Source organism: Mesorhizobium sp. P2_E7 (assembly GCF_056403855.1).
This window is the reverse complement of the sequence record NZ_JBFUER010000001.1, coordinates 103,361-128,085: the sequence shown is the minus strand read 5'-3', so window position 1 is coordinate 128,085 and position 24,725 is coordinate 103,361. Positions and strand designations below refer to the sequence as shown.

At 63.6% G+C, this 24,725-nt stretch carries 30 protein-coding genes and 1 tRNA gene; 11 read left to right on the top strand and 20 right to left on the bottom strand.

Annotated elements, in window-relative coordinates:
- The first annotated feature begins 80 nt into the window (after positions 1-80).
- The 5 genes from AC1DYC_RS00670 (at position 81) to AC1DYC_RS00650 (ending at position 2,640) form a co-directional block, all read left to right on the top strand.
- Positions 81-1,265: a flavin-containing monooxygenase gene (locus AC1DYC_RS00670; protein WP_477408102.1), complete on the top strand. Its 1,185-nt coding sequence runs from the start codon at positions 81-83 to the stop codon at positions 1,263-1,265.
- Between the two features lie 51 nt (positions 1,266-1,316).
- Positions 1,317-1,393 (top strand) — tRNA-Pro (locus tag AC1DYC_RS00665).
- A gap of 177 nt (positions 1,394-1,570) precedes the next feature.
- Positions 1,571-1,879 carry a hypothetical protein gene (locus AC1DYC_RS00660; RefSeq protein WP_477301757.1) on the top strand — a complete coding sequence of 103 codons (309 nt, stop codon included), beginning with the start codon at positions 1,571-1,573 and terminating at the stop codon, positions 1,877-1,879.
- Positions 1,880-2,163: 284 nt separating this feature from the next.
- Entirely contained in the window at positions 2,164-2,292 is a 129-nt protein-coding gene (locus AC1DYC_RS00655; RefSeq protein WP_477403098.1) for a hypothetical protein, read from the top strand.
- Positions 2,293-2,379: 87 nt separating this feature from the next.
- On the top strand, positions 2,380-2,640 hold the full coding sequence (locus AC1DYC_RS00650) for a hypothetical protein (protein ID WP_477301763.1): 261 nt from the start codon (positions 2,380-2,382) through the stop codon (positions 2,638-2,640).
- 214 nt (positions 2,641-2,854) lie between these two features.
- Here AC1DYC_RS00650 and AC1DYC_RS00645 read toward each other — a convergent pair whose 3' ends face one another.
- From AC1DYC_RS00645 to AC1DYC_RS00625, 5 genes are all read right to left on the bottom strand, one after another.
- Positions 2,855-3,271 (bottom strand): PIN domain-containing protein, encoded by a 417-nt coding sequence (locus tag AC1DYC_RS00645; protein ID WP_477403096.1) that lies wholly within the window; start codon positions 3,269-3,271, stop codon positions 2,855-2,857.
- Positions 3,268-3,522: a FitA-like ribbon-helix-helix domain-containing protein gene (locus AC1DYC_RS00640; RefSeq protein ID WP_477403094.1), complete on the bottom strand. Its 255-nt coding sequence runs from the start codon at positions 3,520-3,522 to the stop codon at positions 3,268-3,270. The genes AC1DYC_RS00645 and AC1DYC_RS00640 overlap by 4 nt, the downstream gene beginning before the upstream one ends.
- 96 nt (positions 3,523-3,618) lie before the next feature.
- A complete protein-coding gene (hdaA, locus tag AC1DYC_RS00635; RefSeq protein WP_477403092.1) occupies positions 3,619-4,323 on the bottom strand; it encodes a DnaA regulatory inactivator HdaA in 705 nt (234 codons plus the stop codon).
- A gap of 2 nt (positions 4,324-4,325) precedes the next feature.
- Positions 4,326-5,531, bottom strand: coding sequence for an AI-2E family transporter (locus AC1DYC_RS00630; protein ID WP_477403090.1), 1,206 nt, complete (start codon positions 5,529-5,531; stop codon positions 4,326-4,328).
- The gene (locus AC1DYC_RS00625; RefSeq protein ID WP_477403088.1) at positions 5,503-6,060 is read right to left on the bottom strand and encodes a CDP-alcohol phosphatidyltransferase family protein; all 558 of its coding nucleotides are present in this window, start codon (positions 6,058-6,060) and stop codon (positions 5,503-5,505) included. Before AC1DYC_RS00625 ends, AC1DYC_RS00630 begins: the two co-directional genes overlap by 29 nt.
- A gap of 179 nt (positions 6,061-6,239) precedes the next feature.
- On the opposite strand from AC1DYC_RS00625, the gene purM reads away from it, so the two are divergent.
- From purM to AC1DYC_RS00605, 4 genes are read left to right on the top strand one after another with little or no spacing between them, the layout of a single operon-like run.
- Complete coding sequence (gene purM / locus AC1DYC_RS00620; protein ID WP_477403086.1) at positions 6,240-7,319, top strand: phosphoribosylformylglycinamidine cyclo-ligase; 1,080 nt, start codon at positions 6,240-6,242, stop codon at positions 7,317-7,319.
- Positions 7,316-8,023 (top strand): phosphoribosylglycinamide formyltransferase, encoded by a 708-nt coding sequence (purN, locus tag AC1DYC_RS00615; RefSeq protein WP_477403084.1) that lies wholly within the window; start codon positions 7,316-7,318, stop codon positions 8,021-8,023. The genes purM and purN overlap by 4 nt, the downstream gene beginning before the upstream one ends.
- A 33-nt stretch (positions 8,024-8,056) precedes the next feature.
- The gene (locus tag AC1DYC_RS00610; RefSeq protein WP_477403082.1) at positions 8,057-8,383 is read left to right on the top strand and encodes a hypothetical protein; all 327 of its coding nucleotides are present in this window, start codon (positions 8,057-8,059) and stop codon (positions 8,381-8,383) included.
- Between the two features lie 14 nt (positions 8,384-8,397).
- On the top strand, positions 8,398-8,913 hold the full coding sequence (locus AC1DYC_RS00605) for a SixA phosphatase family protein (RefSeq protein ID WP_477403080.1): 516 nt from the start codon (positions 8,398-8,400) through the stop codon (positions 8,911-8,913).
- A 295-nt stretch (positions 8,914-9,208) separates the two neighbouring features.
- On the opposite strand, the gene AC1DYC_RS00600 is transcribed toward AC1DYC_RS00605, so the two are convergent.
- The 7 genes from AC1DYC_RS00600 to AC1DYC_RS00570 form a co-directional block, all read right to left on the bottom strand.
- Positions 9,209-9,451 (bottom strand): DUF680 domain-containing protein, encoded by a 243-nt coding sequence (locus tag AC1DYC_RS00600; protein WP_477403078.1) that lies wholly within the window; start codon positions 9,449-9,451, stop codon positions 9,209-9,211.
- 321 nt (positions 9,452-9,772) lie between these two features.
- Positions 9,773-10,555: a 4-hydroxy-tetrahydrodipicolinate reductase gene (gene dapB, locus AC1DYC_RS00595; RefSeq protein WP_477403076.1), complete on the bottom strand. Its 783-nt coding sequence runs from the start codon at positions 10,553-10,555 to the stop codon at positions 9,773-9,775.
- 63 nt (positions 10,556-10,618) lie between these two features.
- Positions 10,619-10,777 carry an arginase family protein gene (locus AC1DYC_RS00590; protein ID WP_477403074.1) on the bottom strand — a complete coding sequence of 53 codons (159 nt, stop codon included), beginning with the start codon at positions 10,775-10,777 and terminating at the stop codon, positions 10,619-10,621.
- Complete coding sequence (locus AC1DYC_RS00585; protein ID WP_477403072.1) at positions 10,774-11,424, bottom strand: arginase family protein; 651 nt, start codon at positions 11,422-11,424, stop codon at positions 10,774-10,776. The genes AC1DYC_RS00590 and AC1DYC_RS00585 overlap by 4 nt, the downstream gene beginning before the upstream one ends.
- A gap of 108 nt (positions 11,425-11,532) precedes the next feature.
- On the bottom strand, positions 11,533-12,705 hold the full coding sequence (locus AC1DYC_RS00580; RefSeq protein ID WP_477403070.1) for an amidohydrolase: 1,173 nt from the start codon (positions 12,703-12,705) through the stop codon (positions 11,533-11,535).
- A gap of 14 nt (positions 12,706-12,719) precedes the next feature.
- The gene (locus tag AC1DYC_RS00575; protein ID WP_477403068.1) at positions 12,720-13,946 is read right to left on the bottom strand and encodes an allantoate amidohydrolase; all 1,227 of its coding nucleotides are present in this window, start codon (positions 13,944-13,946) and stop codon (positions 12,720-12,722) included.
- Entirely contained in the window at positions 13,943-15,151 is a 1,209-nt protein-coding gene (locus AC1DYC_RS00570) for a diaminopropionate ammonia-lyase (RefSeq protein WP_477403066.1), read from the bottom strand. Before AC1DYC_RS00570 ends, AC1DYC_RS00575 begins: the two co-directional genes overlap by 4 nt.
- A gap of 74 nt (positions 15,152-15,225) precedes the next feature.
- On the opposite strand from AC1DYC_RS00570, the gene AC1DYC_RS00565 reads away from it, so the two are divergent.
- The gene (locus AC1DYC_RS00565; RefSeq protein ID WP_477403064.1) at positions 15,226-15,735 is read left to right on the top strand and encodes an Lrp/AsnC family transcriptional regulator; all 510 of its coding nucleotides are present in this window, start codon (positions 15,226-15,228) and stop codon (positions 15,733-15,735) included.
- A gap of 3 nt (positions 15,736-15,738) precedes the next feature.
- Here the strand turns inward: AC1DYC_RS00565 and AC1DYC_RS00560 are convergent, their stop codons facing one another.
- The 8 genes from AC1DYC_RS00560 to AC1DYC_RS00525 form a co-directional block, all read right to left on the bottom strand.
- Positions 15,739-17,847: a molybdopterin-containing oxidoreductase family protein gene (locus tag AC1DYC_RS00560; RefSeq protein WP_477403062.1), complete on the bottom strand. Its 2,109-nt coding sequence runs from the start codon at positions 17,845-17,847 to the stop codon at positions 15,739-15,741.
- Positions 17,848-17,889: 42 nt separating this feature from the next.
- A complete protein-coding gene (locus tag AC1DYC_RS00555) occupies positions 17,890-18,087 on the bottom strand; it encodes a hypothetical protein (protein ID WP_477403061.1) in 198 nt (65 codons plus the stop codon).
- 17 nt (positions 18,088-18,104) lie between these two features.
- Positions 18,105-18,422, bottom strand: a complete 318-nt coding sequence (locus AC1DYC_RS00550; RefSeq protein WP_477403059.1) for a hypothetical protein — start codon at positions 18,420-18,422, stop codon at positions 18,105-18,107.
- 256 nt (positions 18,423-18,678) lie between these two features.
- Positions 18,679-20,556, bottom strand: coding sequence for an ABC-F family ATP-binding cassette domain-containing protein (locus tag AC1DYC_RS00545; protein WP_477287984.1), 1,878 nt, complete (start codon positions 20,554-20,556; stop codon positions 18,679-18,681).
- 138 nt (positions 20,557-20,694) lie between these two features.
- Entirely contained in the window at positions 20,695-21,141 is a 447-nt protein-coding gene (locus tag AC1DYC_RS00540; RefSeq protein WP_477301799.1) for a Ros/MucR family transcriptional regulator, read from the bottom strand.
- A 169-nt stretch (positions 21,142-21,310) separates the two neighbouring features.
- Complete coding sequence (locus tag AC1DYC_RS00535; RefSeq protein WP_477403057.1) at positions 21,311-21,529, bottom strand: hypothetical protein; 219 nt, start codon at positions 21,527-21,529, stop codon at positions 21,311-21,313.
- Entirely contained in the window at positions 21,522-22,445 is a 924-nt protein-coding gene (locus tag AC1DYC_RS00530; protein WP_477408100.1) for a DMT family transporter, read from the bottom strand. The genes AC1DYC_RS00535 and AC1DYC_RS00530 overlap by 8 nt, the downstream gene beginning before the upstream one ends.
- A gap of 49 nt (positions 22,446-22,494) precedes the next feature.
- Positions 22,495-23,328: a hypothetical protein gene (locus tag AC1DYC_RS00525; RefSeq protein WP_477403055.1), complete on the bottom strand. Its 834-nt coding sequence runs from the start codon at positions 23,326-23,328 to the stop codon at positions 22,495-22,497.
- 111 nt (positions 23,329-23,439) lie between these two features.
- On the opposite strand from AC1DYC_RS00525, the gene AC1DYC_RS00520 reads away from it, so the two are divergent.
- Positions 23,440-24,408 carry a LysR substrate-binding domain-containing protein gene (locus AC1DYC_RS00520; RefSeq protein WP_477403053.1) on the top strand — a complete coding sequence of 323 codons (969 nt, stop codon included), beginning with the start codon at positions 23,440-23,442 and terminating at the stop codon, positions 24,406-24,408.
- The last annotated feature ends 317 nt before the right edge of the window (positions 24,409-24,725 follow it).

Here is a 24,725-nt window from a genome sequence, read left to right as displayed (position 1 = left end):
GCGCCGCTTCGGAAGCGGCATAGGCCCGATACACTGGCGTGGCATCAAAAGTCATGGTCATGATAGCGACCCATAGAGGCATGGACGCGGGGATTTTGCACGCTGAGGCCGGCCAGCAAGCGATTTTCGACGGCGTGATCGTCATCGGCGCCGGCGGGGCCGGGCTGACCGCAGCCCACGCGCTGCTCAAGGCCGGCGTACCAGTGATGGTGCTGGAAAAGGAAGCCCGGCTGGCCGAGCCATGGCACAAGCGCCACGCACAGCTTCACCTCAACACGCATCGCGATCTCTCGGCACTTCCGGGCGTTTCGTTTCCCGCCGGCACCCTTGCCTTTCCGCACCGAAGCGCGGTCATCCGCCATCTCAACGAATTCCGCGCCATGCACCGGCTGCCGGTCGAGTTCGGCGTCTCGGTCGATGAGGTCGCCTTCGACGGTGACCACTGGCTTGTGCGGACCGGCGCCGGACCGCGACTGGCGCGCCATGTCGTCATCGCCACCGGGCGCGACCGGCAGCCCGTCATTCCGGCCTGGAAGGGGATGAAGGCCTTTGCCGGGCGCATCATCCATTCGGCAGAGTTCGGCGAAGCAAGTGACTATGCCGGCAGGAAAGTGCTGGTCGTCGGCGCCGGCAATTCCGGTTTCGACGCGCTCAACCATCTGGTGCGGGTGGATACGGCGCAGATCTGGCTGTCAACGCGAAACGGCCCGGCGCTGCTGCCCAAGCGCATCGGCCAGATCGCCGTCCACCGCTTCTCGCCGATGCTGGCGCGGCTGCCGTTCAAGCTTGCCGATGCGGTGATGGCAGCGACGCAGCGGCTGGTCTTCGGTGACCTCGCCGCCTTCGGCCTGCCGCCGACGCCTTCGGGCGGGGCAAGCCGGCTGGCGTCGGATTATACCGCCATCGCCACGGATGACGGCGCCGTCGACGCCATCAAGGACGGCCGGATCATCGTGTTGCCGACCGTGCGGGAATTCACCCGCGACTCGATCATTTTCGACAATGGTGCGACGATCCAGCCAGATATCGTGATCGCGGCGACCGGCTACCGCACTGGGCTCGAGACCATGTTGGGCAAGCTCGGCGTGCTCGACGAAAAGGGCGTGCCGCTGTTCAACGGCGCCGACCAGGACCCGAAGCTGCCGGGCCTTTGGTTCACCGGGATGCGGCCGAGCATCCGCGGCTGCTTCGCCAATGCCCGCATCCAGGCCAAGGCGATCGCTGCCAGGATTGCGCGAGAGCGCAGACCGCCAACTCCGGTTTGACGTTTTAGGGGTTGCGCGGCAGGGCCCGGAACCTTATACGCCGCAGGGCCTCGGAGTGTAGCGCAGCCTGGTAGCGCATCTGGTTTGGGACCAGAGGGTCGGGAGTTCGAATCTCTCCACTCCGACCATTTTTCTCCCCCCGCAAGATTTGTCTGTGGCCAAGGTCGCCAATGGCTGCCTTGCAGCCGGCGCGTGGCCGTACGCATTCGCAGCCAGCAGGCCCGCTTCGGTTGAACCCTGCAATTTGCATTGGAACGCGAAGCTCTCCCGCGAGTTGAGTATTATTCGACCCAAGGAGAGCCATAGTGAAAACCCTGATAATCGCTTCCATGATCGCTTTTGCCGGAACGGCAGCTTTGATTGCACCGACACAAGCCACCAGCCTGATCATCCAGTCCGATGACGGCGACCAATATTCATCGGACAATGATCAAATACGAATTCGCCGCCATCACGACCGCCAAAAAATCTACGACGACGATGAGTATAGCGACAACCAGGGCTATGACGGTCAGTGGCGCCGCCACCACCGCCATCACCGCTGCCACATCGAACTGGTCAAGCATTGGCGCCATCACCACAGGGTCATCGAGCAGGTCAGGGTCTGCGGTTGATCTGATCGCTTTAGACATGCTCCGGCCGGGTTTGTCGGCCGGAGCCTAGGCTGACCTAGGCGCCCGCACCGGCAATGGGGCCCGCAACCACGTCGGCCAGCCTGATGGCGCCTTTGACCATCCCCATCCTCTCGCCATTGGCCGGGAATGCGATCCAGCCCTCATTGAAACCATCTGGCATCCGCATTTGGGCAGAGGGGGTCAATCGTATCAGCGAAGGCCATGGCGCCGTCATCGACGGCGTCGGCGTAAGATCTTGAGCGCCGCACGGACATCAAGGGTTTTTGCTGCTCACCGAAAGCGCGTCGGCCTGGCAAGCAGCCTGGTCGGTCGTGGCGAAGGTCGTAGCGCTGGAGGATGTCGCCGAAGGCTTGCGGTATCTCATCGAGAAGCGGCCGTTCGGCCCGTGCTGAAGATTTGACGCAAGGCGCTCCGCTCGGATAATCCCCTCGCGTCCATCGCTGCCGGCGGTCTGGACTTTGGCAAAGGGGAGATTCTGGATGCTTGGTCTCGAGGCATGGCTGTCGCTGATAGGCCCTGCCTACTTCGCCTATATCGGCATCGCGATTCCGTTCGTGGTCGTCTGGGCCATTATTTGTGCTGCCCTGTGGATTTGGAACAACCGGCCGAGCAAGAGGCAGGGCCCTCCCCGGTCGTGGCCCGCCAGCATGGCCTTCTTTGTCGTCGTCGCTGCCTGCTACGTGGCGGCGCATACAGCGGTCTACCTGCTGGTCCGGTATCTGGCGCCGTTGTGGGGGTAGAAGCCGCGCGCCCTTTTACAGGACACTCAGGCGACCACTCCAGGTGATGGTAAGCTCGCCGGGCGAGAACCCCAATCATCACTCCCGGCGAGCCTACAACCCGATCAGGAACGCGATCAGGACCGGGGTCAGCCGGCAAACTGGGCGCTGCAAGACAGATGCCAGCATATGTTTCCCGAAATGGGACAGTTGCCTTGCGTCCTGCCGTACCGTGTTACGGTTGCCAGGGATCGATGACAGGCACGCCGGCCGCATGAAATGGCGCCGTATCCCGCGAGGCGACATGAAAGCCCTTTGCGGATGCGATTGCCGCGATGTAGCCGTCAGGCACCGGAAACCCCTTGCCGGCCGCCCTCGCCTTCACCGCCAGGTCCGCATAGTGCCGAGCCGCCTCGGCATCGAAAGGCAGGATACGGCGGTCAAATACTGCGCACACGCCGGCGAAGGTTTCAGCGAGCGCAGCCTTGCGACGACCGGCGGGCGTGGCCTCTATGCCGAACAAGATTTCGGCGATCGTCACGCTGGACAGATACAGCGTCTCGGCGGCCTGGTTGTCGAGCCAGGTCAAAACAAGCTGGTGCGGTTCGGGCTTCATCGCTTCCGAAACGACATTGGTATCGAGGAGGATCATTCGAACCCCAGCGGTTCGGCCGGCGCGTTGTCGCGGGCCTGCTCAAGGGCCTCCACATCTTCATTGCTCAGCCCGGCGCGGCGGGCAATGTCGGCCAGAACGGAGCCGAGTTTCTCACGCCCATCCGGCCGCACCGCTTTTTCCAGGATGTCGCGAATCTCGGCCTCGGTGCTGCGGCCGTGCAAGGCCGCCCGCACACGCAAGGCGCGATGCGTCTCTTCCGGAAGATTTCGAACGGTCACTGCCGGCATTGATATCTCTCCGATGTCATTGACTGGATTGATATCATATTGTGGCACATGATGTCACTTTCCAGTTGACACAATCTTCGTCGCCGGATTGCAGGGCTAAATCTCCAACTCGCCCTGCCCCTCGTCCATCGCACTGACGATCTCAGCGGCCAGCGCACGGGTGATCGGCATCTTGCGTTCGAGCGCGGTGCGATCGAGCCGTTCGACCACCCGCATGGCGGTGGCCAGCGAGCGTTCGATGCGGCGCACGAGATATTGCACGACGTGCTGTTCGACCTCGACCTGGCGGTCAGCGAACAGTTTGGTGATGACGCCGGCCAGGAGCAGGTCGTCGGGTTCGTGGATCTCGACGGTCGCTGCCGCCTTCAGCCGCGAGGCAAGGTCGGGCAATTTTACACCCCAGGCAGCGGGAAAACGCCGCGCCGTCAACAGCAAGGTGGACCCGGCGCCGCGCACTTCATTGATGAGATGGAACAAGCCCGCCTCGTCGATGGCTGCCTTGTCGACATCGTCGATCAGCGCCGGCCTGCCGCCGAGCCCGGCGATGGCATTGCCGATGCGGCTTGCATCGACCGCCACGGCGTTGGCCCGTGCGTGCCAGATCGAGCCCAGATGCGTTTTGCCGGAACCGGCCGGGCCGGCAAGCACGATCACCGGCGAGGGCCACTCCGGCCAGCGGTCGACCAGGGCTGCCGCCTCGCGATTGGTGGCCGACACCACCAGTTCATCGCGCGAATAGCCGGTGCCGTGGCCGAGATCGAGCGGTAGCTGGCGCGGCGGTTCGGTTCTCTGGTCGGCCACGGTCAGCCGCGCCGCGTCCGGCGACCGCCGCCGCGATCGGCGGGCAGCGGCGGGACGGGCTCAGTGGCGTGCCCCTTGTAGAGCGGCGATTCCAGATAGCGGGCGATGGCAAAGCGCACCAGCACGGCAACCGCCGCTGAGGCCGGCACGGCAATCAGCAGCCCAACGAAGCCGAACAGGGCGCCGAAGGCAAACAGCGCGAACATCAGCCAGACCGGATGCAGGCCGACGCTTTTTCCGACCAGCCTGGGCTGCAGGATGTTGCCTTCGATGAACTGGCCGACGAAGAACACGCAAGCCACCAACGCCACCATGGTCCAGTCCGGCCAGAACTGGACGAAGGCGACGCCGACGGCCAGCACCAGGCCGGTCAGCGAGCCGACATAGGGGATGAAGGAGATCAGCCCGGCGAACAAGCCGATGAGGATGCCGAAATTCAACCCGGTCAGCGTCAGGCCGGTGGCGTACATGGCGCCCAGCACCAGGCACAGCGTGCCCTGGCCGCGCACGAAGCCGGCGGTCGCGGTGTTGATGTCCCTGGAGATCGCCCTGACGGTCCCGACATAGTCGCGCGGCACCCAGCTGTCGATGATCGCCACCATGCGGTCCCAGTCGAGCAGCATGTAGAAGGCAACGACCGGGGTGACGACGAACAGGCTGACCACCGAGACCAGCGCCACGCCGGAACTCCAGATCGAGGTGAAGACGGTGCTCAGCAGGCCGAAGCCCGAGGTCAGCAGCGAATTCAGCCCGTCGCGCAGGCCATTGGCATTGACGCCGAATTTCTGCTCCAGCCATTTCGGGTCGAAGCTGGTGATCAACGACTGCAGCCGGGTCAGATATTCCGGCAGCTTGCCGGCGAAGTCGGCCATCTGCGTCGCCAGCACCGGAACCAGGATGACGAAGGCCAGCACCAGCAGGACGATGAAGGTAATGAGGATGACCACCGTCGCCATCAGCCGGGAGAGGCCGAGGCGCTGCAGCCGGTCGGCGACCGGATCGAGGAAATAGGCCAGCACCATGCCGGCGACGAAGGGTAAGAGGATGCCGGAGAAGATGTAGAGGAACAGCGCCAGGAAGACGGCGGTGCCCAGCCAGAAAAAGATCTGGCGGCGGAACGCCAGGGACGCAGCTTCGCCGGCGGCCGCTGCCTCGGCCGCAACTTCGATGGATTCTCGATCAGGTGCCCGGGGTGGAGCCTTCGCCATAGCCGCTCATATGCCTCAGCCAAGCCACGAGATAGGCCGCGGCCGAAGCCACGGTCAAGACCCCGGACAGCAATATGAGGGCGGGCCTGAGCGGGTCGAGGTGGAGGCCAAGGGCGAGTTCACCCAGCACCACGGCCGCCAGCACGATCTGGGCGGCGGTGTTGGCCTTCGACACATAGAGCGGCTTCACCTCGACCGGATGCGCCATGACGGTGGACAACAGCACGGCGCAGATGATCAGCGCATCGCGCGACACCATGGTCACCACCAGCCATAGCGGCAATTGCCCGATGAAGCCCATGACCACGAACACCGAGACCAGCAGCACCTTGTCTGCCATCGGATCGAGATAGGCGCCGAGCTTCGACTGCTGGTTGAAGCGGCGGGCGATGAAGCCGTCGACGCCATCGGAAATGCCGGCAACGAGAAAGCCGGCAAAGGCCCAGTCCCAGCGCATGTTCAGCATCGCCAGCACCACGGCCGGGACCAGCAGGAAGCGCAGGATGGTGATCAGATTGGGGATGGTCAATCGTGTGTCCCGCTTTGGCTTGTTGGGAGATAGATGCGGGAGATGGCAGGTGGGCGCAAGTAGCGAGGCGGCGAAGCATCTGATCTCCCCCACAAGGGGGGAGATTGGGCTGTCACCCTCCTTGCCCCCCGAAACCATTCATGCGAAGAGCCCGCAAGGGAAACAGGGATGCGCCGACGATGAGCAAGGGCGATCAGGCCAAGCGCAAGAACGGGCTCACCTATGCCGAGGCGGGCGTCGACATCGATGCCGGCAACCTCATGGTCGAGAAGATCAAGCCGCTGGTGCGCGCGACGCGCCGGCCGGGTGCCGATGGCGAGATCGGCGGCTTTGGCGGCCTGTTCGACCTCAAGGCCGCCGGTTTCACAGACCCGGTGCTGGTCGCCGCCAATGACGGCGTCGGCACCAAGCTGAAGATCGCCATCGATGCCGGCAAGCACGACACGATCGGCATCGACCTCGTCGCCATGTGCGTCAACGACATCGTCGTCCAGGGCGCCGAGCCGCTGTTCTTCCTCGACTATTTCGCCACCGGCAAGCTCGACCCCGACCAGGGGGCGGCGATCGTCGGTGGCATCGCAATAGGCTGCCGGCAGGCCGGTTGCGCGCTGATCGGCGGCGAGACCGCCGAAATGCCCGGCATGTATCACGACAAGGATTATGATCTTGCCGGTTTTGCCGTGGGCGCGGCCGAGCGCGGCCAGCTGCTGCCGACCGACGATATCGTCGAAGGCGACGTGCTTTTGGGTCTGGCTTCCTCGGGCCTGCATTCGAACGGCTTTTCGCTGGTGCGCCGCATTGTCGGCATCAGCGGCCTTGCATGGAGCGATCCGGCGCCGTTCAACGATGAGGCGACGCTGGCAGAGGCACTGCTCGAGCCGACGCGCATCTATGTGAAGTCGATCCTGAAGGCGATCCGCAACACGCATGGCATCAAGGCGCTGGCCCATATCACCGGCGGCGGCTTTCCCGAAAACATCCCGCGTGTCCTGCCGAAGGATTTCTCCGCCGAGCTCGACCTCAACGCCATCGACGTGCCGCCGGTCTTTTCCTGGCTGGCGAAAACCGGCGGCGTGGCGCCGGAAGAGATGATGCGCACCTTCAACTGCGGCATCGGCATGATCCTCGTCGTTGCCTCCGGCCAGGCCGCGCAGGTCGCCGCCGTGCTGCAGGAGGCCGGCGAGACGGTGACGCCGATCGGCCGCATCGTGCCGCGCCGCGACGCCGGCGTCATTTATCGGGGCTCGATCGGCCTATGAGCAGGAAACGCGCGGTTGTTCTGATCTCGGGACGCGGCTCCAACATGACGGCGCTGATCGCGGCGGCGAGCGATCCAGCCTATCCCGCCGAGATCGTCGGCGTCATTTCCGACCGGGTGAACGCCGCCGGCCTCGGCATTGCAGCCGCGCGCGGCATCCCGACCAAGGTCATCGTGCGCTCCGATCATGCCAGCAAGGAAGCCCATGATGCGGCGATCGATGCCGCGCTGGTTGCGTTCAATGCCGAGATCGTGGCGCTGGCCGGCTATTTGCGCATCCTTTCGCGCGGCCTGGTCGAGAAATGGCAAGGACGCATGCTCAACATCCACCCTGCCCTGCTGCCGGCCTTCAAGGGCCTGGACACGCATGCGCGCGCCCTGCGCGCCGGCATGCGCATCCATGGCTGCACGGTGCATTTCGTCACGCCCGAGATGGATGACGGCCCGATCATCGCGCAAGCCGCGGTGCCGGTGATGGTCGGCGACAATGAGGACACGCTTGCCGCCCGTGTGCTGAAGGCCGAGCACCGGCTCTACGCACTGGCGCTCGGGCTGGTCGCCGACGGCAAGGCGCGCATGGAAGGCGGCCGCACCGTGCTGGCGCATTTCGCCGACGACGCCGACAACGGAATGTCCGTGGTGATGGCACCGGATCCGCTGCGCGAGGAACGCGATCTCGAGCATCTGGCGCGGATCACGCCTTAAGAATTTCAGGACGCAGGTCGGGACCTGAAGCCCTTGGATATCTTTGACAGCGCGATCCGAAGAAAAGGCGACCTCGCCGGCGTCTTTGAATACGACGATACCGATGGACCGCCAAACGCCACAGCGTATTTTTACCTGTGCGAAGTGAACGGCCAGGCGGCTGGGACGATCATCGGCGCGATTCATATTCGATCAGGCGCCTGGGCGATCGCGGAAGCGGATATTGCCGTCAAATGGGACAAAAACGAGAAGCGCGTCGGCCTGTTCATCTTCGGCACTTTGTCGGCAGCTTTCGATGTCGCTACCGGCGCCAAGTATGGTGGCGGATATGGCAAAGATTTCCAGCTCAACATTCCCTGATCCTGAGATAACCGATGAAACACCTGCTCCTGCTGCGCCACGCCAAGTCGAGCTGGGACGATCCGGCGCTTGCCGATTTCGACCGGCCGCTTGCCCCGCGCGGGCTGAAGGCAGCGCCGCGGATGGGGCGCGAGTTGGCCAGGCGCGACTGGCTGCCCAATCTGGCGCTGGTGTCACCGGCGCTGCGCACGCGTGAGACATGGCGGCTGGTCTCGGCCGAACTGCCGGCGAGAGTGCCGGCGGAGTTTGCCGAGGCTCTCTTCGAAGCCACTGCCGCAGACATTCTGGCCGAGGTGCAACAGGCAATCGCATCGGCCGGCTGTCTCCTGGTGCTTGGCCATAACCCGGGCCTGGAGGATTTGGCGCACCGGCTTGCCGGGCCGCGTTCGGATGCCGGGGCTCGCAGAAAGCTTGAAGAGAAATTCCCGACCGGCGCCCTTGCCCGCTTTGTCGTCGACGATGAGTGGGCAGACCTCGCCTTCGGCACAGCCCGGCTGACGCATTGCATCTGGCCGAAGGATTTGGCGTAGCGCTTGCGAAAAATGCTGGCGCTTGACGCGCAGCGCCCCCCTCTGTCGCCTTCGGCGACATCTCCCCCTCAAGGGGGGAGATAATCCGCCGCCCTCCTGTATCAGTAGCGCTCAAACGGGCCGGCCGCGAACGAAGGTCGCCAAGCTTGGCCTAGAAAGATGCCGTGCAAACAAGAAGATAGAATAGATTGCTGCCGAGTTGATTCAGACCGCGCGGAAGCCAAGCCGGCTGCACAAAAAACAAGAGCGGCGGGCCAAGCCCACCGCTCTTTGTGGTCGTAGATCTCGCTGGAAATCAACGACCCCAGATGCCCTGGCCGGATTGCGGCTGGTTAGAGTCGCCCTTGATCGTGAAGCCGCCGAAGGTGGCCGGCTTGCCGATCGAGGCCGTATAGCTGTGGTCTATGTTGCCGGCCGGAGCGGTCGACGCGGTCACAGCAGGCTGGTTGACACCGTCAGAGCCGTAGTGGTCGCTGCTTGCGAAAGCGGTGCCGGAGGCAACGAGGAGGGCAGCAGCGGTAAGAGCGATCTTGGTCATTTTAAGTACTCCAGATATCTGGTCCTGTCCGTCTAGTGGCGTGCCTTGGGAGGAATTCGCGTCGCTCGGACCACCCCGAACTGGGTCTGTCTTGCTGCCATTTCCAATCACTAAAATGTGTGAACCGAACCGTTCAGTTCGATCTTTAAATCCACCGAATGACGTGGCGGTTGCAATTTTCTATCGTGATATCAGATAGTTAAGCTATAGCACTTGCTATATGGCGCGACCAATCGCTGAGCCAGCGTTCATCGATCACGATACAGTGCGTCGATGGCGGGAAAACAGCGACACCCGCAGCCTTGCAAGGGATTGGCAGGGTCAGTGCCCGGCCCTTCTGTCGAACCCCAGAACGTCGCGCATGTCGTATTCGCCGTGCGGACGTTCCACCACCCAAAGTGCCGCCGCAATGGCGCCGCGCGCAAACATCGAGCGGTCGCCGGCTGAGTGCGAAAGCGTGAGCGTCTCGCCTTCGGCAAGGAAGCTCACACTGTGCTCGCCGACGATGCTGCCGCCGCGCAGCACGGCAAAGCCGATCTCGTCGGCAGGCCGCGGACCGGTGACGCCGTCGCGAGCGCGTCTTGCCACATCGTCGAGGCCGACGCCGCGCCCGCGCGCGGCCGCCTCGCCCAGCATCAGCGCCGTGCCCGACGGAGCGTCGACCTTGAAGCGGTGATGCGCTTCGAGGATTTCGATATCGGTGTCGGGACCAAGCGACCGCGCCGCCTGCTCAACCAGCCCGGTCAGCATGTTGAGCCCGAGCGAATAGCTGCCGGAGCGCATGATGGCGACGGACTTCGAAGCGGTAGCGATGGCGGCGAGTTCGGCCGGCTCGAAGCCGGTCGAGCCGATGACCAGCGCTGGGCCACCGCGAGCAGCGCAGGCCTTTGCCAGCTCGACGGAGGCTGCCGGGGTGGTGAAGTCGATGACGACATCGGCAAGCGCCAGCGCCTCGTCACGCTCGACCAGGCCTTCACCGGCGCTGCCCGGCCTGTGAAAGCGGGCGACAAGCGCCAGCCTGGGGTCGGCCTCGACGGCTTCCACCATCTGCCTGCCCATACGGCCAAGCGCGCCGGCTATGGCTATTTTCACTGGGTGCGGCATGGCCGCTTTCGTTGGGAATGCTTTACCGAACAATGGTCTGGCATGCCGCCTTGCCAGATTGATTCAAGCAGCGCCATTGGTCTTGACCATCATGCCAGCAATTTCCTTGACCAGCTTGGCGGCAACCAGTGCCGTCAGGTTGGAGACGTCCTGGTTCACATTGTATTCGACAACATCGGCACCGACGATCGGCTGGTCGATTCGCTGGATCAGGTTGATCACTTGCCGGGTTGTAAGACCACCGGGTTCGCGGTGCGAGACACGCCGGGCGCACAGGCCGGATCGAGGCCGTCGAGATCCACCGAGAGATAGACCGGCGTCCTGAGGTCGAGCCGCAGATCCTGGCTGAAATGACGCGCCTCGAAGACCTCGACGCCGAAGTGTGTGAGCTGGTCACGAAGCTCGTCGTTGAGCGTGCGCAAGCCGATCTGGATCAGCCGGTCGGCCAGCCCTTCCTCCAGGATGCGTGCAAAGGACGAGGTGTGCGAGCGCTTGTTGCCCTGATAGGCATCGTAGATGTCGGGATGGGCGTCGATCTGGACGATTGTCAGCCTGGGGTGGCGGCGGCGCACGGCGCGCAGCACCGGCCAGGCGATGGCATGGTCACCGCCGAGGCTGATCAGCGGATGGCCGGCATCCATGGCGCGGCCGACCTCGGCCTCGATCCGCTCCCACGGGTCGCTGGCGCCAGAAAAATCAATGTCGCCATGGTCGAGAAAACTGTCCGCCACATCGAAGCCGGTTTCGCTCCATGAGGAGTGCGCATCGCTGGCGAGCTCGCGGCGAATCAAAGCCGGTGCGGCAGCCGGCCCCTTGAGATAGGACGAGTTGTCGTCATGCGGTATTCCCAGAAGCGAAACCCTGGCCATTGGCGTGCGATCTCCGGCAACAGGCAATCTCACTAAACCCGGGAGCTGGCTGGCGATACCTCAGCCGCTTGGGCCAGCAGCCAAGGTCGAGACGCTACCAGGCCGCCATCACGTCCCGGCTTGGCCACCCAGTCTTTGCCTGACGATGGCGGCGTGGAAATTGGTGCCATGCAACAGCCCGTCATCGTTGAAGTCGTAGCTGGAATTGTGCAACGGCGCCGAGGCCTCGCCATTGCCGAGGAAGACGAAACAGCCCGGCACGTGGTCGAGAAAGCGAGCGAAATCCTCCGAGCCGGTCATCGGCTCCGCCGCGACGCCGACTGCGTTTTCGGCCAGCACGCGCCTTGCGGCGGCAAAGGCCTCGTCGACAAGTTCGGCATCATTCTGCAACGGCACGAATTCCCTGCTGTAGGTGACCTCGGCGGAGACGTTGTAGGCGGCAGCCGTGCCCGCAGTGATGACCCGCATCTGCCGCTCGATCTCGGCGCTGACCTCGGGGCGAAAACTTCGGGCGTCACCGAGAATGCGGGCAAGACCGGGCAGCGCGTTGCGGGTGCCGTCGGTGATCAGTTCGGTCACCGAAACCACCGCTATGTCGGCCGGGCTCAGCCGGCGCGAGACGATGGTCTGCAGATTGGTGACCAGCGCGCAGGCGGCGACCAGCGTCTCATTGCCCGAATGCGGCCGCGCCGCATGGCCGCCAATCCCCTTCAGCACGATCTCGAAATTGTCCTCGGCCGACATGATCGGACCGACGCGGGTTTCAAAGTGTCCGATGGGCAGGCCGGGCATATTGTGCAGGCCAAAGATCTCGTCGAAGGGAAAGCGCTGCATCAGCCCGTCGTCGAGCATCGCCAGCGCGCCCTTGCCCCACTCCTCGGCCGGCTGGAAGATGAAGCGCACGGTGCCGTCGAACCCGCCCTCGGCGGCCAGCAGTTTTGCCGCGCCGAGCAGCATGGTGGTGTGGCCGTCATGGCCGCAGGCATGCATGAAGCCGGGGTTTTGCGAGAGATAGGCAGCCGTCGACTGCTCGGTGATGCGCAGCGCGTCCATGTCGGCCCTGAGCGCAATCGCCCGGTTGCCGCTGCCGCGCTTCAGCGTGCCGACGACGCCGGTGCCGCCGACGCCCTCGGTGACATCGTCCAGCCCGAATTCACGCAGCTTGGCGGCGACGAAGGCGGCGGTGCGCTTTTCCTCGAAACCGAATTCGGGATGCGCGTGCAGGTCGCGCCGCCAGCCAGTCATCTCCTGCTTCAGCGCGTCACGATCGAGCTCAGCCATCTTTTTCCCTCGACCTATTTTGCAAGCTCACTGGCGACATCAAGCAGGATGTTGGCGCCGGCGACAAGCTCGGCATCGTCGGTATGTTCGCGCGGATTGTGGCTGATGCCGCCGGCGCTCGGCACGAAGATCATTGCCGCCGGCGCGATGCGGGCCATCATCTGCGCATCATGGCCGGCGCCGGAGGTCATGCACCTGACGCCGAGACCACGTTTTTTGGCGGCCGCCTCGATCCGTTCAACGATGCCGATATCGAACAGCACCGGCTCGAAGCGGGCGAGCTGCTCGACCGAGAACGACACGTTCTCCGCAACGGCAAGCTCATCGAGATAGGCAGCAAGGGCTGCCTCATGCGCCTGCAGGCGCTGTTCGTCGGGATCGCGCAGGTCGATGGTAAAGACGGCGCGCCCAGGAATGACGTTGATGGCATTGGGCTCGAAGCGCATCGTGCCGACGGTAACCACGGTCGCCCCGTTTGAAGCCTTCGCACGGTCATGCATGAACGTGATGATACGAGCGGCGGCGTGGCCGGCATCGCTGCGCATCGACATCGGCGTGGTGCCGGCGTGGTTGGCGGCGCCATCGATGGTGATGCGCTGCCAGGAAATGCCTTGCAAATTCTCGACCGCGCCGATCGGCACGCCTTCTCGCTCCAGAACCGGCCCCTGCTCGATATGCAGTTCGAGATAGGCGTGCGGCTTGAGGAAGCCGGGTTCGCGGTCGCCGGCATAACCGATCCGGGAAAGTTCCTGGCCGAGTATGCTGCCGTCCGTGCCGATGGCGGCCAACATCGCGTCCGCGCCGGCGCCACCGGCATGGACCAGCGAGCCCATCATGTCGGGCGTGTAGCGCACGCCTTCCTCATTGGTGAAAGCGGCGACCGCAACCGGGCGAGAGGGCGAAAAGCCCGAAGCCTTCAGTGTCTCGATCACCTCCAGCCCGGCGAGCACGCCATAGCAGCCATCATAGATGCCGGCGTCGATGACGGTGTCGATGTGCGAACCGATGAGCAGCGGCGCCTGCCCGGCATTGTCGGGGCTTTGCCAAATGCCGAAAATATTGCCGACCCGGTCGATGGCGACATCGAGCCCGGCTTGTTTGAGCCAGCCGACGAAGAGGTCGCGGCCCTGTCTGTCGGTGTCGGAGGCGGCGAGCCGGATCAGCCGCCCCTCCCCGTCACGGCCGACGGCACCGAGTTCTTGGATGCGACCAAGCAGGCGCTGTGCATCAACTCCGATCATGACAAGGCCTCGGCCATCAGCTTGCCTCCCAACACATCGGCAGGGGTTTGCCCGACAAGCTCGGCATAGCGATACGGGTCGGTGGCGCCTTCGGTGTTGATCAGCAGCACGCGGGATTCGCCGTCGAGCCCGAGTTCGACCTTGTGGTCGGCCATCGCCCGGATCAGCCCGGCAAGACCGACGCCGCCGCTTTCGCCGGAAACGATCGCCGGATCAGCACCAACCGGCTGCGCCAGCCGGCGCATCACCGTGACGGCCTCGTCCTCGTCCACAGTCATGAAAGCGTCGGCAACACGCGCCAGCACGCGCCAGGCGACCGGCGAGGCCTCATAGCATTCCAGCATCGCCATCACTGTCGGCTGGTCGTGTGCCACCTTGACCACGCGACCTGCCTGGGCGGCCGCGACAACGCAAGCCGCGCGAGCGGGTTCGACGACGATGAAGGTCGGCCTGGCATCGCCCAACACGATGGCGAGATGGCCTGCCACGGCAGCGGCGATGCCGCCGACACCGGCCTGCACGAACACATGGGTTGGCGGCTGCGGCAACTGGCGCAAGGCTTCGCGCACGATCGCGGTGTAGCCCTGCATGACCAAACCGGGGATGCGTTCGTAGCCCGGCCACGAGGTGTCGGACACCACGGTCCAGCCTTTCTCGGCGGAAACCTCAGCTGCCTGCCTCACCGAGTCGTCGTAATTGCCGTCGACGCGGATCATCTCGGCGCCATAGCGAGCAATTGCGGCGATGCGCTCCTCGCTGACGCCGGCGTGAACGAAGATCGCCGCCTTGGCGCCGACGAGCTGCGCTCCTTGCGCAACCGACCGGCCGTGATTGCCATCGGTGGCGCAGGCAACCGTCATGCCGGCAGCGACCGCGCGGACTTCGGGCCGATTGAGATCGGCCACATCGACGGGGCGGCCGAGTGACCGGCTCGCCTCCTCCAGCACCAGGCGGAACACGGCGTAGGCGCCGCCCAGCGCCTTGAAGCTGCCGAGGCCGAGGCGAAAGCCTTCATCCTTGATGTGGATGGCGCCGAGCCCGAGTTCGCCGGCCAGCGCCGGCAAGGCATGCAGCGGCGTTATCCGGTGATTGTCGCGATGGGAAAGAAAGCGTTCGACCGTGTCGGCGCCGGCAAGGCCCAGCGTTTCGGCATCGATCGGATCGAGCGGCTGGCGGTGCAAGGCATTGCTGTTGAGCAGGAACACGGACGGCCTCCTTGGTATCGGACGAAATCATATTGCAGCAAAGGCGCAAAATGCGCTGTAATTGGTGCTTGGAAATGCAAGTTTGTTTCGCCGGGAAAGTGCCTTTGCCTCAATCGCCCTCACTGGACAGTTTCGACCTCGCCATCCTGGCCATCCTGCAGCGGGACAACACCACGCCGCAGCGGCTGATCGGCGAAGCCGTCAACCTGTCGGCGCCGGCGGTGCAACGCCGTATCAAGCGCATGGAGCAGAACGGCGTCATTGCCGGCAATGTCGCTGTCGTCGATCCGCCGGCGGTCGGCCAGCCCATCACCATCTTCGTCGAAGTGGAACTGGAGAGCGAACGCTCGGACCTGATCGACGCGGCCAAGCGGCAATTCGCGGCGGCGCCCGAAGTGCAGCAATGCTACTACGTCACCGGCGAGGCCGACTTCATCCTGATCATCACCGTGGCCGACATGGCCGCCTATGAGGCGCTGACGCGCAAACTGTTTTTCGACAGCAAGAACGTGCGAAAATTCCGCACCTTCGTTGCCATGGACCGCGTCAAGGTCGGGCTGACGGTGCCCTTGCCGGGACAATAAATCTTAGTCGGCCGGCCGCAGCCAGACCTTGTTGTCGTGGAAGGCAGCACCGCCATAGGGCGCCGGCGCATCGGCGCCGGTCAGCACGTTGATGCCTTCGCCACGCTCATGCGCGCTGTTTGGCCAGATTCCCTCAGCGATCACCACGCCGCGCTTGAGGCCATCGAACAGTTTTGCGTGCAGCACCACCTCGCCGCGCCGGTTGCCGACCTCGATGCGGTCGCCATCGCCCAATCCAAGCGCTGCGGCATCGTCCGGATGCAACAACAATTCCGGCCGCCTCTCCTTGGCCCGCGACACCGGTGTTTCCGAGAATGTCGAATTCAGAAAATTGCGCGCCGGCGATGTCGTCAGCCGGAACGGATGCTCGGCGTCCGCCACCTCGATCAGGTCGACATGGTCGGGAAATTCCGGGAGATCCGCCACCGGTCCGAACAGGCCCATGCTTTTCGGCGGCCGGTTGGGCGCCGCCTGCCCGCTCCAGTTGGCGCGGAAGTGGAATTTCTTGTCGGCATGGCCGAAGCCAGCGATGAAGTGGGCCGCCTCGAAATCCGGCTGCAGGTCGACCCATTTGTCTTCCTTCAGGCTGGCGAAGCTGCCCAGCCCGCGCTTGCCCAGGATGATGTCGATATGCTGCTGCTCGGTCAGGCCAAAGCCCGGCCGGTCGGCGACGCCGAGACGTTCGGCCAGTTGCTCGATGACGAAATGGTTGGTGCGCGGCCCTTCCGGCGGCTCGATCAGCTTGGGACCAAGCGTGATGTGCTGGTTGCCACCACCTTTGTAGACGTCGTCGTGCTCGAGAAACATCGTTGCCGGCAGCACGACATCGGCGAGTTTTGCCGTGTCGGTCATGAACTGCTCGTGCACGCAGGTGAAGAGGTCGTCGCGCAGGAAACCCTGTTTCACCAGCCGCTGCTCGGGCGCGACATTCACCGGGTTGGTGTTCTGGATCAGCATTGCCGTCACCGGCGGGCCGCCGAACAGCGCGTCCTCGGCGCCCGTCAGCACCGGGCCGATGCGCGACTGGTCGAGATGGCGGATGTTGGGATCGCGCATCGCGGTCCCTTCCAGCACATCCTGGTTGAGCTTGAAGATGCCGGAATTGGAATGGAAGGCGCCGCCGCCCTCATATTGCCAGGCACCGGTGACGGCGGCGATGCAGGACGCCGCGTGCATGTTGACCGAACCGTTGCGCTGGCGGGCAAAGCCATAGCCGAGGCGGAAATAGGTCTTTTTGGTCGTGCCAACCAATCGCGCAAAGGCTTCGATCTCGGCGACGGCAAGGCCAGTGATGGCGGAGGCCCATTCCGGCGTGCGCGTCTTCAGATGCGCCTCCAGCCCCTTTGGATCATCGGTGTACTTTTCGAGGTAGGCGCGGTCGGCCAGGCCTTCCCTGAACAGGACATGCATAACCGCGCAGGCCAGCGCACCGTCGGTGCCGGGCTTCAGCACTAGGCCCATATCGGCCTGCTTCATTGTCGCGTTCTCATAGACGTCGATGACGACGATCCTGGCGCCGCGCTCTTTGCGAGCCTTGACGGCGTGGGTCATCACATTGACCTGCGTGACCACGGCATTGGTGCCCCAGATCACCACGCAGTCGGACTTGGCCATTTCGCGCGGGTCAGGCCCACGCAAGGCGCCTGCCCCCATCATCCAGCCGGTCCAGGCTAGGTTGGTGCAGATCGAGCCGAAGAAGCCCGAATATTTCTTGGCGTGGCGCAGCCGGTCGATGCCGTCGCGCTGCACGAGCCCCATCGTGCCGGCATAGTAATAGGGCCAGACCGTCTCCGAGCCGTATCTTTCCTCGGCGGCGATGAATTTCTCGGCGACGAGATCGAGCGCCGCTTCCCAGCTGGATTCCTTCCAGACGCCGTCGCCCTTGGCGCCGGCCCGCACCAGCGGCTTCAACAGCCTGTCGGGGTGGTGGACACGGTCGGCATAGCGCGCGACCTTGGCGCAGACGACGCCCGATGTGTAGGTGTTGGCCTTGGCGCCATGGACGCGGCCAATGCGGTTGCCGTCGAGCAGCTCGACCTCGAGCGCGCAGGTCGACGGGCAATCATGCGGACAGGCCGAATGGCCGATGCGGAGCTTGGCGTGCTGGTTCATGGGGCTTGTCTATCGAGTTTCGCGGGCGGCGTGTAGGGCCAGTTACAGGCCATCAGTGCGCTTGAGCAGCGCATTGTAGGCACCACATTTTGGGCAACGCATGTGGCGCTCGACATGGGTTGCGCCTGCCGGAGTGTCGAAAACCGTCAGCTCCGCCTCGCCACAGTCGGGGCATTTGACGACACCTTTGGGGTCAACCGCCAGCATCTTCCCGGCCTCGATCCACAGTGCCTTGGACATCGACAGCGCTCCGAATGCTAGTTCCCGCGCATAGCCTCGCCTAGCCGGCCGACCGCATTAACCCGCTCGACAATCTCGGAGAAGAGCAGGTTGAAATAGTGGTCAAACGACTCGTTGTCGCGATGATGATGTGCGTAGGCGCTCAATTCGACTTCCGCATGGAATAGAAGATCGACCAGACGATAATTCGCGCCATGATCGGTGCCGATCACCGTGCGCTTCAGAGCCTGCAAAGCCCGTTCGGCCGTGACAGGGTCGAAACGCCGTTGGTGCAGGCCGAAGAAGAACCCGTGCTCACGTGCAAACTCATCCATGAAATCATCGACGGCTGACATAGGCGCTCCGGGTTTGTCCGGACGTGAGATTAGCGGGATGGCGAGACGGCGTGTAGGGCCAATGATTAGCCAATCTCCCCCCTCGTGGGGGAGATGTCCGGCAGGACAGAGGGGGGCGCGAAGGATCGCGACCTATTGAGCCCCATCCATTTGTCACCGAAGCCGGCAGCGGGTGGTTGAAGGCTGACAGGACGGCGGGACAGCGCCCCCCTCTGCCCTGCCGGGCATCTCCCCCACAAGGGGGGAGATTACGCACTCACTCCGCCGTGCCTTCCTCATACTCGGCCGACATGGTCAGCCACTTCTCTTCATGGCCGGCCAATTGCTGCGCCAGCTGCGAACGCTCCTTCGCCAGCCTCGTCGCCGTCGACGGATCCTTTTCGTAGACCGCCGGATTGGCGAGTTCGTCCTCGATCAGGTCAATGCGCTTGCGAATGCGGTCCATCAGCGCCTCGGTGGCGCGGATTTCCTTGGCCAGCGGCTCGAAGGCGGCGCGGCGCGCGGCCGCATCGCGGCGGCGATCGGCCTTTGATGCCTTCTCGGCCTCGCGCTTGCCGCGACGGTCGCCGGACACGCCGGTGACCAGCGTCTTGTAGTCCTCCAGGTCGCCATCATACGGGTTGACCGCGCCGTCCTTGACCAGCCACAGCCGGTCGGCCGTCGCCTCCAGCAAGTGGCGGTCGTGCGAGATCAGGATGACGGCGCCGGGAAATTCATTCAGCGCGTGGATCAAGGATTCGCGGCTGTCGATGTCGAGATGGTTGGTCGGCTCATCGAGGATGAACAGGTTCGGACCTTCGAAGGCCGACAGACCCATCAGCAGCCGCGCCTTTTCACCACCCGACAGGTCCTTGGCGGCGGTGTTCATCTTTTCGGTGGTCAGGCCGAACTGGGCGACGCGGCCGCGCACCTTGGATTCCGGCGCTTCCGGCATCAGCCGGCGGACATGCTCATAGGCGTTTTCATCCGGCCTGAGATCGTCGAGCTGATGCTGGGCGAAGATCGCCACTTTCAGGCCCGGCGCCACCGTCATGGTGCCGGTCTCCTGCTTCAGCCGGCCCGACAAAAGCTTGGCGAAGGTCGACTTGCCGTTGCCGTTGGCGCCGAGCAGCGCGATGCGGTCGTCGGCGTCGATGCGCAGCGTCATCTTCTTCAGGATCGGCTGGCCTTCGGTGTAGCCGACATTGACGTTGTTGAGCGCAACGATCGGCGACGCCACCGTCTTCACCGGCTCAGGGAAGGAGAACGGCCGCACCGTGTCGTTCACGATCGCGGCGATCGGCTTCATCTTCTCCAGCGCCTTGATGCGCGACTGCGCCTGCCTGGCCTTGGAAGCCTTGGCGCGGAAGCGCTCGACGAAGGATTCCATATGCTTGCGCGCGGCTTCCTGCTTGACGCGGCCCTTTTCCTGCAACTCCTTCTGTTCGGTGTACTGGCGCTCGAACTGGTCGTAGCCGCCGCGCCAAAAGGTCAGCTTCTTCTGGTCGAGATGAACGATGGAGTTGACGGCGCGGTTGAGCAGGTCGCGATCGTGTGAAATCAGCAAAACCGTGTGCGGATACTTCGACACATAGTTCTCCAGCCAAAGCGTGCCTTCGAGATCGAGATAGTTGGTCGGCTCGTCGAGCAGCAGAAGGTCGGGCTCGGCAAACAGCACCGCGGCAAGCGCCACGCGCATGCGCCATCCCCCGGAGAAGGACGAGGCCGGGCGGCGCTGCGCGGCGTCGTCGAAGCCGAGGCCGGCAAGGATGGTGGCCGCGCGCGACTCAGCCGAGTGCGCATCGATATCGGCCAGCCGCATGTGGATGTCGGCGATGCGGTGAGCATCGGTGGCAGTCTTTTCCTCCTCAAGCAGTGCTGAGCGCTCGAGGTCGGCCTTGAGCACGATCTCGATCAGCGGTTCCTCGGTACCTGGCGCTTCCTGCGCCACCTGGCCGATGCGGGTGTTCTTGGGCAGGCTGATCGAGCCGGTCTCGGAGGGGAAATCGCCGGTGATCGCCTTGAACAAGGTCGTCTTGCCGGTGCCGTTGCGGCCGACGAGGCCGGCCTTGGTGCCGGCCGGCAAGGTCAGCGACGCGTGGTCGAGAAGCAAGCGTCCGGCCATGCGGAGCGAAAGGTCGTTGATGATAAGCATGCCGGGGCTTTTGCACGGGAGGGCGGCGCTTCGCAAGGGCTTGGGGGTCGGCTGGCAGCACAAGGCATGAAAACGGCGCGCCTGAAGCGCGCCGTCCATGACTGCAAACAGCAGACTAACTTTCAGAGACCGCCTAGTTCAGGCCTTTGGCTTGCGCTTCGTCACCTTGGCCGCGGCGGCCGGAACGGCCGGCTTGCGGCCGAGGCCCGAGGATTTGGCCAATGCCGAACGGGTCGCGGAATAGTTCGGCGCCACCATCGGATAGTCCGACGGCAGGCTCCATTTGGTGCGATACTCGTCCGGGCTGAGGCCATGATCGGTCATCAAGTGGCGCTTCAGCGACTTGAATTTCTTGCCATCCTCAAGGCAGACGATGTGGTCAGGAAACACCGAACGCTTCGGATTGACGGCCGGGTTGAGCGCAGGGCTCTCCACGGCAACCGCATTGCCCAACTTGCGGACAGATGCGCTGACGCTTGCGATCAAATCCGGTAGACTAGCAGCTGGCAGTGGATTGTTGCCGACATAGGCCGATACAATGTCGGCGGTCAGTTCAATAGCAGTCTTGTTGTCGAGAGTGTGCAATTTGTTTTTCTCCCGCCGGTGATGCAGTTGCCGGCTTTTTTTTGAAGAGTGTTCTCGATGTATCCACTTAACAGCACCCCCCAACGGGTCGTTAAGCGTCAGTAAATCATCGAGAATCGGTGCCGGAGGATGTTTCCACATCCGGTTGCAACGTTGCAAATTAGAAAATCTAATACTTCGACGCGGCAGATTTCGCCGTTGCGGAGCTGACGGGTCTGGAGTCGGCCAATATCTCTAGAATACGTTTCCAGCGGGCGCACCGCCCGAAGTCTTTTTGCTCGATCGCCTTTTCGGCTTTCATCGCGGCATAGAGCGGCGCCTCGGCGCCGAACTCCTTGATCAGCCAGAATGCTTCCTGTCTGGCGAGGCGTTCATCGTCGTCAAGCATGTTCAGCCTCCGAGCGTTCTATGCCCACCGCAATGCAACTGCCGATGACGAGGACCGCACCGGCAATCGCGGTCAGCGTCAGGCTCTCACCGGACAGCGTCAGCAGCAGCGTCGAGGCGATCGGCGTCAGATAGGCGACGACCGCAACCTTGCCGCCGCCTTCGAGCTTCAAGGCGCGCGACCAGAAATAATAGCCCAGCCCCATCGGGCCGGCGCCGAGATAGAGGCCAAGCAGGAGGTCCGCTCCAGTTGGCCAAGCCGCGCCGTCGTGAACACACCACAGCAAGGTCAGGCCGACGCCGACCAGTGCCGAAGGCAAAAGCAGACGCTCCGACCGTGTGGCCAGGCGCGCGACCGCGATCGAATAGAACGCCATGCACAGTGCCGAGCCGAAGGCGGCGAGATAGCCGACGATGCTGCCCTGGAGAAATGGCTGGCCGCGGCCACCCGAAATCACCAGCGCCACGCCGACAAAGCCGAGCACGGCAGTCAAGCCGAGAAGCACCGGACGCTGCGGCTTGCCCAGCACGATGACTGCCGCCGCAACCATCAGCGGCCAGGTGTAGGCGACGAGATTGGCCTCGATCACCGGCATGGAGGCAAAGGCGATGTATTGCAGCACCATGGTACCGACCAGGCCGATGATGCCGACCGCGACCGCCCTGGCACCCGTGGCTGCGTTTTCCGGCGCGGCGTCCTTGCGGCTCGCCAAATGGATGACGGCGAACACCAGCGCCGCTCCGCAAAACTGCAGCAACTGCACCAGCGACACCGGGTGGCTGGCCAGCAGGGATTTGCCGACCAGTGCGTTTGTCGACCACAGTGCGACCGCGCCGGCGGCGAAGACCAGGGCCGATGGCGAGCCCGATCCATCCCGGAGCCGCCGGGATGGCGCCCTGCCCCTATCGCCGACCATGATTTCTTCCGAACCGACGGTCAAACCGGTGTCCACTTCTATGCTCTGGCTACCAAGATTCCCTTGAGCCGCCCGGGAACGGCGCATCGGTCGCCGCCGCAACCGGACGTTCTTCCTCAAAGCGGCGATAGGCCGGCAGCTGGTTTGTCCAGACATCTTCGGCCAGCTCGTTGACCCATTCGCGATCATGATCATTGTCGGCTGCGAGATAAAACATGCGGTTGTCATCGACATAGGGCTTGGCCACCGAGCGCTGGTTGAGCACCAGAGTGACGCGCTCACCGAACTGGATCGGCGCCGTCCGGTGCAGAACGCCGAGAAACTGGCCGAGCGTCGCGTAATTCATCTTGTGGTCGATGCGCATGATACGGTTGCGCGGGATCTCGCGGCCGGATTCGAGGATGGCGCGGCCGGTCTCGGAATCGTCGCAGTAGATTTCGAGATGGCCGCCAACCAGCGGATTGCTGATCGACAGCGGAATGAGTTCGGTGACCGGAACACCGTCGCAATGCCAATCGACGGCGCCGTCCTTGGGATTCATGAAAGTGACGGTGGAGCCGACGATCGACAGCGGGTAAGGCTCGAGCTTGGTGCCCATCATGTCGGACAGACGTTCCAGGCGCAGCTTGTCATGCAGCAGTTCCTTGATCTCCGGAATGAAGCGATCGGCGCCGGTGATGAAGGTCAGGTCGAGATGCTTGTGCACGGCGTGGCTGGACTTGAGCTTCAACGCCGCCTCCTCGATCGCCGCGAGCAACGCCGGGTCGTAGCCGTGCAGATACTGCGCAACGCCGAAACTCGACACTTTCCAGGCTGTTTCGTGACCGATAATGGCTTCACGGCTCATCGCATAGCGCAAATCGGGAATGGTATGGGCGTTCATTCTACTTCTCCAGGGTGGGGGCATCACTTGGTAAACTGTCGATTAATTTCCCCACCCCTGTAAAATTAGGAATGCTGGTGCTAGTGTAAGCCCAGCTTAAGGTCGAAACCCGTGCGTCTGCTCAGTCAGGTCAACCTCAATTCGCTGAAGATCGTCGAAAGTGCCGCGCGGCACCGTAACTTCACGCGCGCCGGTGAAGAGCAGTTCATTACTGCTTCCGCGGTCAGCCAGCGCGTCAAAAGCCTTGAGGACCAGCTGCGCTTCAAGATCTTCCAGCGTGGCGGCAATGCGGTTTCGCTGACGCCCGAGGGCGAGACCTATGTGTCGCGCGTTCGCGAGGCGCTGGAGCGGATCGTGGCGGCCAGCATGGAAGCGACCGGACAGTCGCAGGCGCATGTGCTGAAGATTTCGGTGCTGCCGACGTTCGCCGCGCGCTGGCTGTTTCCGCGCCTGCCGCTGTTCCAGCGGCAATATCCCGAAATCGAGATGCGGGTCTCGACCTCCTATGCGACGAATGAGTTCGCCACCTCCGAGTTCGACCTGGAGATCCGCTATGGAGACGGCAGCTTTCCCGACCTGGCGGCGGACCTTCTGTTCAAGGAGGATTTGACGCCGGTATGCAGCAGGAGGCTGTTCCACGAAATTCTCGGCGACAGGCCGCTGTCAAAGGTGACGCCGGACGACCTCAGGTATTTCACCCTGCTGCATTCCGACACCTGCACGCAGAACTGGCAGTCGTGGCTGGGTTTTGCCGGCGCAAGCTCCGTGCTCGGCGAGGCCAAGAGCATCTATTTCGATTCCTGCATGATGTCCTATGAGGCGGCCAATGCCGGCATGGGCTTTGCAGTCGCCAACCGCGCCTATATGGCGAGCGACATCCGCGCCGAGCGGCTGGTGGCGCCGTTTGCCGTGCATCACCCCAACAGCGCCGGCTGGTATTTCGTCAGCCCGGTCACCGCGCCCTATGCGCGCAAGGTGGAATTGTTCAAGCAGTGGATCATGGCCGAGGCGGCGCTGACGCAGTGCCAGCTGGACGCCGAGATCGCCAGCGGCCCGGTGCTGCGGCAGGCGATGGCCTGAGGTCGCTCCTACTGAGAGTTATTGCTCAGCGCACTACTATTTCTTGCACTTCACCATAGTTTCCTACCAACGGCTTCGGGTATTTTCGCAAAGCTGTCCGACCGGATCGATTGATTTCCGACAAAAATTTCAGGTTCTACTGTTGGTTTTTGCAGTTGCTCCGGGCCGCCCAGGAGACTTGTGCGCTCACCTCATGACGCAGAGGAAAGACTCAGCTATCTTCCGTCGCGCGGCGGGCCTGTTTTCCCGCTTGGCCGGCGCTTTCAGCTTCCTCCCAAGCGGCGCCGGCCTTCTTCGCCGCTCTTGTTTTGCGATGC